Genomic DNA, 6,398 nt, shown 5'->3' on the forward strand with positions numbered 1-6,398 from the left:
GTATGCCCCTCACCTTCCCCCTCGCCGACAGCACCCTGCCCCTCCTCGCCCGCGGCTACCGCTGGGCGCCCGGCCTGCGCCGCCGCCACGGAGACCCCCCGGCCGTCCGCACCCGGCTGATGGGACGCCCCGCCCTGCTGCTGCACGGGCCCGCCGCGGTCGGGTTCTTCTACGACGAGCACCACGTGCTGCGCCACGGCGCACTGCCCGGGCCCGTCCTGGACACCCTCTTCGGACGCGGCGCCGTCCACACCCTGGACGGTTCCCGGCACCGGGGCCGCAAGTCCCTGAGGGCTGGCGGGGCCGCCGGGTGGTGCTCTTCGACGAGGCGGCCGCGGTCCTCGCCGGGGCCGTCTGCGAATGGACCGGGACGGCCGGGGCCGTGGGCGGCGCGCGCGGGGTCGCCGAGGACTGCGTGGCCATGGTCGACGGGTTCGCGACCGCCGGGCCCCGGCACTGGAAGGCGCGCCGGGCGAGGGCCCGCCAGGAGGCGCTGCTCGCCGGCGCCGTCGAGGAGGTGCGCGCCGCCGGCGGCCCTCCGGGCGGCGCCGGGGTCCTCGGTGCGGTGGCCGGCCACCGGGACAGCGACGGCCGGCTGCTCGACCCCCGCACCGCGGCCGTGGAACTGCTCAACATCATCCGCCCGACGGTGGCCGTCGCCTGGTTCACCGTGTTCGCCGCGCACGCCCTGCACCGCACGCCCGGGGTCCGCGCCGAGCTGCTCGCGGGCGGCGCCCCGTACGCCAGGGCCTTCGCCCACGAGGTCCGCCGCTTCTACCCCTTCGTGCCCTTCGTCGGCGGCCTGGCCGCGCGTGACCTGCGCTTCGGCGGGCAGCCGGTCCCCGAGGGCGCGCTCGTCCTGCTCGACGTCCACGGCCACCACCGCGACCCGGGTCTGTGGCCCGACCCCCACCGCTTCGACCCGCTGCGCTTCCTGGGACGGGAGCCCGGCCCCGGCGAGCTGATCCCGCAGGGCGGCGGGGACGCCCGGACCGGCCACCGCTGCCCGGGCGAGGACATCGCCGTGGGCCTGCTCGCCTCCCTCGCCCCCGCACTGGCCCGCCTCGACGCCGACGTGCCCGGGCAGGACCTGGAGATCCCGCTCCACCGCATCCCCACCCGCCCCCGCAGCGGGTTCGTCCTGGCGGTCCCGGCCCGGCGGTGAGCCCGCGCCCCGGGGCGGCGCACGCCCCCGGCGGGCGCGTCCGCGCCCGCTCCCGGAGCCCCTCGCACCCGTACCGGCGGCTGGACTGGAGGAGAACGTTCCGGGAAGGAGAGGATATGCGGACCCCGGAATTCCCGGACGGGCTGTGAGATGGCTGTGAAGCGACGGACCAGGGGGGTCCGCCGTGCGGGAAGAGTGCCGACAAGTTCTATATTCGTACGAACCATCCACGCGCGGCGGCCCGGCTGCGGTGATCAGGGGGGACGACAGGCATGGCCGACACCGACACCGTTCCGGGCACCCGGACGGAGTCCCGGAGTGCCCGAAAGCTCCAGCGCAAGGCACGCAGCCGCAAGCGCCTGGGCATAGCCGTCGCCGTCGCCGCCCTCGGCGGGGCGGCCGCCACGGCGTACACGTTCACCTTCGGCGGCGCCCCCGCGCAGGGCGAGGCGAAGCTGGCCGCCACGCAGAGCGCCGCCGACGCGGCCGCCGCCGCGAAGGGCGCCGAGCAGCCCTGGGACGGCAAGGTCAAGGTGCTCGGCGACGGCTCCACCTCCTACACGGGCCCCCAGCCGAACCAGCTCAAGCCCGAGAAGCTCAAGCCCGGCGAGAAGCCCCCGCAGTTCGTCGTCTTCTCCTGGGACGGCGCCCTGGAAGGCGACGACCACCTCTTCTCGCACTTCCGCCAGGTGGCCAAGGACAGCAAGGCCCACATGACCTTCTTCCTCACGGGCATCTACCTCCTGCCCGACGACAAGAAGGCGCTCTACCACCCGCCCCAGCACCCGCAGGGCGCGGCCGCCATCTCCTACCCGACCGTCCCGCACGTGAAGTCCACGCTGGGCCAGCTGCGCGGCGCCTGGACCGACGGCAACGAGATCGGGTCGCACTTCAACGGGCACTTCTGCGGACCCAAGGGCGGCGGGGACTGGAGCCCCGACGAGTGGAAGAGCGAGATCGACCAGACCTACGCGTTCATCAAGAACTGGAAGACGAACACCGGCTTCACCAAGGAAGCGCCCCTGCCCTTCGACCCGGACCGCGAGGTCGTCGGCGGCCGCGCGCCCTGCCTGGAGGGCCAGAAGAACCTGCTGACCGCGATCAAGCCGTACGGCTGGCGCTACGACGCGAGCTCCTCGGGCGACTTCCAGCTGTGGCCGTCCAAGCAGAACGGCATCTGGAACTTCCCCCTCCAGCTCGTGCCCCTCCAGGGCAAGGAGCTCCAGGTGCTCTCCATGGACTTCAACTTCCTCTACAACCAGTCCGGCGACAGCACCAAGGGCGACCCGGCGAAGTACCCGGCCTGGGAGGCGCAGACCCGCGGCTCGTACCTGAACGGCTTCAACCGCGTCTACAACGGCAGCCGGGCTCCCATGTTCATCGGAAACCACTTCGAGGACTGGAACGGCGGCATCTACATGCAGGCCGTCGAGGACGTGATGCGGGACGTCTGCCCGCGCCAGGACGTCCGCTGCGTCTCCTTCAAGGAGCTGTCGGACTGGCTCGACGCCCAGGACCCCAAGGTCCTCGCCCAGCTGCGCATGCTCGACCCCGCGCAGGCACCCGACTGGAACACGCTGGTCAAGTGACGGGACCACCGGCGGCGGGGCCGGAGGTGACTCCGGCCCCGCCCCCGGTCACTTCACCGCTCTGATGTAATCCGTCCACACCCGCACCGCCCGCTCGCTGCCCGGCGTGCCGGGGGCGTCCCCGCCCAGTCCGGTCAGCGGCTGCGCGATCAGGTCCGTCAGCGCCATCCGGTAGACGACCACCGCCGTGGACTCCTTCTCGGTGTTCGCCACGAACCAGCCCGCCGTGTTCGCCGCCGTGGTCCCGGTCTTGCCCGCCGCCCCGGGGTGCGCCTTGGCCGCCGTCTTCGCCGAACCGTCGGTGACGGCGCTGCGCAGGGCCTCCGTCACCGAGCGGGCCGTCTTCGCCGACATCGCCCGGACCGGCTTCGGCGCCGCCTCCAGCGGTACGGCGGCGCCGTTGCGGCTGACCGAGCGCACCGAGTAGGGGTCGGTGTGCATGCCGTCGGCCGCGAAGGCCGCGTAGGCGCCGGCCATGCGGATCGCACTGGGCTTGGAGTTCTCCCCGAGCGAGAACGTGGGGATCCGCGTCCCGAGGCTCGACGGCAGCAGGCCCGCCCCCTCCGCGAAGGTCTCCACCCGGTCGAGCCCGACGTCGAGCCCGAGCTGGAGCATCGGGGTGTTGACCGAGTTGGCGACGGCCTGCTGAAGGGTCACCTGTCCCCAGCTCTTGTTCCCGTCGTTGCGGCCCTTGACCACCTTGCCGCTGCGGTCCCAGTACGGGCCCTCCGGGGTCTGCACGGTCACCTGGTCGTTGCCGTCGTACACCGTCGCCGGGGAGACGGGCGTCCGGTCCTTGCCGCGCGTGCGCACCACCCCCTCCTCCAGGGCGGCCGCGTAGACGAGCGGGGTGAACGCCGTCCCGACCGGGATCGTCGTCGAGTTCGCCTGGTTGAAGCCCTGCTTGAGGTAGTCGGGGCCGCCGTAGACCGCGAGCAGCCGCCCGTCCGGGGCGACGCTCGCCGCGCCGATCTTCGCGTGGGTGTCGGTCGCGGGCCGCTTCTCCGGGTCGAAGTCCTTCTGGGCCTTCTGCACGGCGTCCGTCAGCGCCGCCATGCGGGACTGGTCGAAGGTCGTGTAGATCTGGTATCCGCCGAGGTCGAAGTCGGAGTCCTTGATGTGCCCGGCCTTGATCGCGTACGCCTTGGCCAGCTCCACCAGGTAGCCGTTCTGGGCGCCGGGGGTACCGGCGGTTCCCGGACCCGAGGGCTCCGGGAACTGGGTGTACGTGGCCCGCTCCGCGGCCGTGAGCTGCCCGGTGTCGACCATGCGGTCCAGGATCCAGCTCCAGCGCTCCACGGCCCGCTTGTGGTTCTCCGGGCCGAGCGCGGGGTCGTAGAGGCCGGCGCCCTTGAGGAGGGAGGCGAGGAAGGCGCCCTCGCTGGCGTTGAGCTTCGAGACGTCCTTGCCGTAGTACGCCTGGGAGGCGCGCTGGATGCCGTACGTACCGCGCCCGAACCAGCTGGTGTTGAGGTAGTCCTGGAGGATCTGCTTCTTGTCCGTCTGGTTGTCCAGCTTCAGGGCCAGCAGGATCTCGGTGAACTTCCGGGAGAGGGTCCGGTCCTGGTTCAGGTAGGCGTTCTTCACGTACTGCTGGGTGATGGTGGACCCGCCCTGGGTCTCGCCGCCCGTCAGCGCGGCGCGCACGGCGCGCATGAACCCGGAGGGGGAGACCCCGGGGTCCGTGTAGAAACTGGCGTTCTCGGCCGCGAGCACGGCCCCCTGGACCTTGGGGGGCACCTTGTCGAGGGGCATCTCCTGCCGGCTGACCCAGCCGGTGCGGGCCATGGTGGAGCCGTCGGCCCAGTAGTAGATGTTGTCCTGTTGTGTGGCGAAAGAGTTGAGGTCGTCCGGTATGTCCGTGGTGGCGTACGCGATGCCCACGAAGCCGACGAGACCCGTGAACAGGTACAGGCAGGCGCCCAGCCACTGGCGCCAGGAGGGTATCCAGCGGCGCCAGCCGCTGCGCCCGGGCCTCGGGTAGGCCGGCCGCATCCGCCGCAGCAGCGGGCGCGCGCGGGCGGCCGCGGGGGCCAGTACCCGCTCCAGGACCGGCGCGAGCGCCCGCAGCCGTCCCGACCCCGCGCGCCGGCGGCGGCGCGTCCCCGATCCGCTCCTGCGGCCCTGGGAGGCCGCCGCACCGGCGTCCGGGGAGCCGAGTCCGCCCCGGGACCGCCCTCTTCCGCCCGAATCCTGCCTGGCCACTGCGGATGCTCCCTCTTCCGTGCTTTCCCGGACACCCTAGATGCATTTGCTGTGACTCCGCCGACCCGCCCACGGCAGCCGGCCCCCGCGGCCGGGGCCTCCTCGGCCGTGACGAAGCGGAGTCGGACGACTGCGCTGACGGGCGGCTCCCGCCGGGCATCCGGTGACAAAGCGGAACGCGGCGAATCAGTCGCCTAGTTGTGCGAAAATTCCGTCCTCCCGGTCCGTGTGGACCGGGTGACAAGGGGAAAACAGTGATACCTAAGAGGTTCAGGCCCGCCGCCATCGCGGCCCTGACCGTGGCCGTGGCGTCCGGGGGCTTCTTCGCCTACTCGGCGAACGCCGTCTCCGGGCCCGCAGAGGCCGACCAGGCCACCACCGAGACCTTCGCCCGCCTCGCGGACGACGTGCTCTCGCAGCGCACCCAGGCGCTGGTGGAAGGCCAGACCGTGCGCCACGGCCACGGCCAGGGGGGCAAGAAGAAGGCCCGTATGTCCGACGGGCTGAAGAAGGACCAGGACGCGGCGATCCAGTCGCTGCGCGACCGCAAGACCCGCCTGGCGCAGCTGGGCGAGGTCTACAGCGGCGCCGACACCAAGGTGACCGTCGACCGGGCCACGGTGACCGGGGGCAAGGCGACCGTCCAGGTCACCGAGCAGACCACGCTCACCTACAAGAAGGTGCACGGGGACGAGCCGTCCACGACGGACTTCAAGACGCGCTACGAGCTCAGCCTCACCAGCAGGAAGGGCGGTGACTGGGAGCTCCAGACGATCAAGTCCCAGGAGAACGGCCCCGTCGCGGTCAACGAGCCCGTCGCCGCCAAGGCGGCCGTCGTCACGGACGACGGCAACCAGTACCCGGACGGCACGCCCGCGTCCACCACGTACCCGGCCACGGCCAAGCCCAAGACGCTGACCGGCGGCGCGTACAACTACACCGCCATGGCGCAGTACGCGGAGAAGTACTGGAGCAACTACAACCCGGCGTACCGCAAGTTCAGCGGCAACGGCGGCGACTGCACCAACTTCATCAGCCAGGCACTGAACGCGGGTGGATGGAAGCCGGTCCCGGGCACCTCGACGGACTACCGCAACTGGTGGTACGACGGCACCCGCCAGTCGGACTCCTGGGTCGGAGCCAACGAGTGGGCCTGGTTCACGCTCTCCAACCAGCGGGCCGCCAACCTGGCCAACGTCTACCAGCTGGACGTCGGCGACATCCTGCAGGCGGACTTCAACCGGGACGGGTCCAAGGACCACTCCATGATGGTGACGTACCGCAGCAGGGCCGGAATGCCTTACCTGACGTACCACTCCACCAACACGTACCGGAAGTCGCTCGCGAGCATCCTGGCCTCTTACCCGAACGCCAGGTACTTCGCGTACCGCACCTGACGGACGGCCCTGACGGGCACCCCCGGGCCCCTCCCGCCGCCG

At 71.9% G+C, this 6,398-nt stretch carries 3 protein-coding genes and 1 pseudogene; 3 read left to right on the forward strand and 1 reads right to left on the reverse strand.

Annotated elements, in window-relative coordinates; genetic code table 11:
• Window positions 1–2 precede the first annotated feature (2 nt).
• A pseudogene (locus VR44_RS12490) lies at window positions 3–1,165 on the forward strand (cytochrome P450).
• A 272-nt stretch (window positions 1,166–1,437) separates the two neighbouring features.
• A complete protein-coding gene (locus VR44_RS12495; protein ID WP_245691745.1) occupies window positions 1,438–2,754 on the forward strand; it encodes a polysaccharide deacetylase family protein in 1,317 nt (438 codons plus the stop codon).
• 48 nt (window positions 2,755–2,802) lie between these two features.
• Here the strand turns inward: VR44_RS12495 and VR44_RS12500 are convergent, their stop codons facing one another.
• Window positions 2,803–4,749 carry a transglycosylase domain-containing protein gene (locus tag VR44_RS12500; RefSeq protein ID WP_094191584.1) on the reverse strand — a complete coding sequence of 649 codons (1,947 nt, stop codon included), beginning with the start codon at window positions 4,747–4,749 and terminating at the stop codon, window positions 2,803–2,805.
• Window positions 4,750–5,213: 464 nt separating this feature from the next.
• Between VR44_RS12500 and VR44_RS12505 the strand changes: the two genes are divergently transcribed.
• Window positions 5,214–6,356, forward strand: a complete 1,143-nt coding sequence (locus VR44_RS12505) for an amidase domain-containing protein (RefSeq protein WP_045947528.1) — start codon at window positions 5,214–5,216, stop codon at window positions 6,354–6,356.
• Window positions 6,357–6,398 lie beyond the last annotated feature (42 nt).

This window comes from Streptomyces katrae (assembly GCF_000966975.1).
Taxonomy (GTDB): domain Bacteria; phylum Actinomycetota; class Actinomycetes; order Streptomycetales; family Streptomycetaceae; genus Streptomyces; species Streptomyces katrae.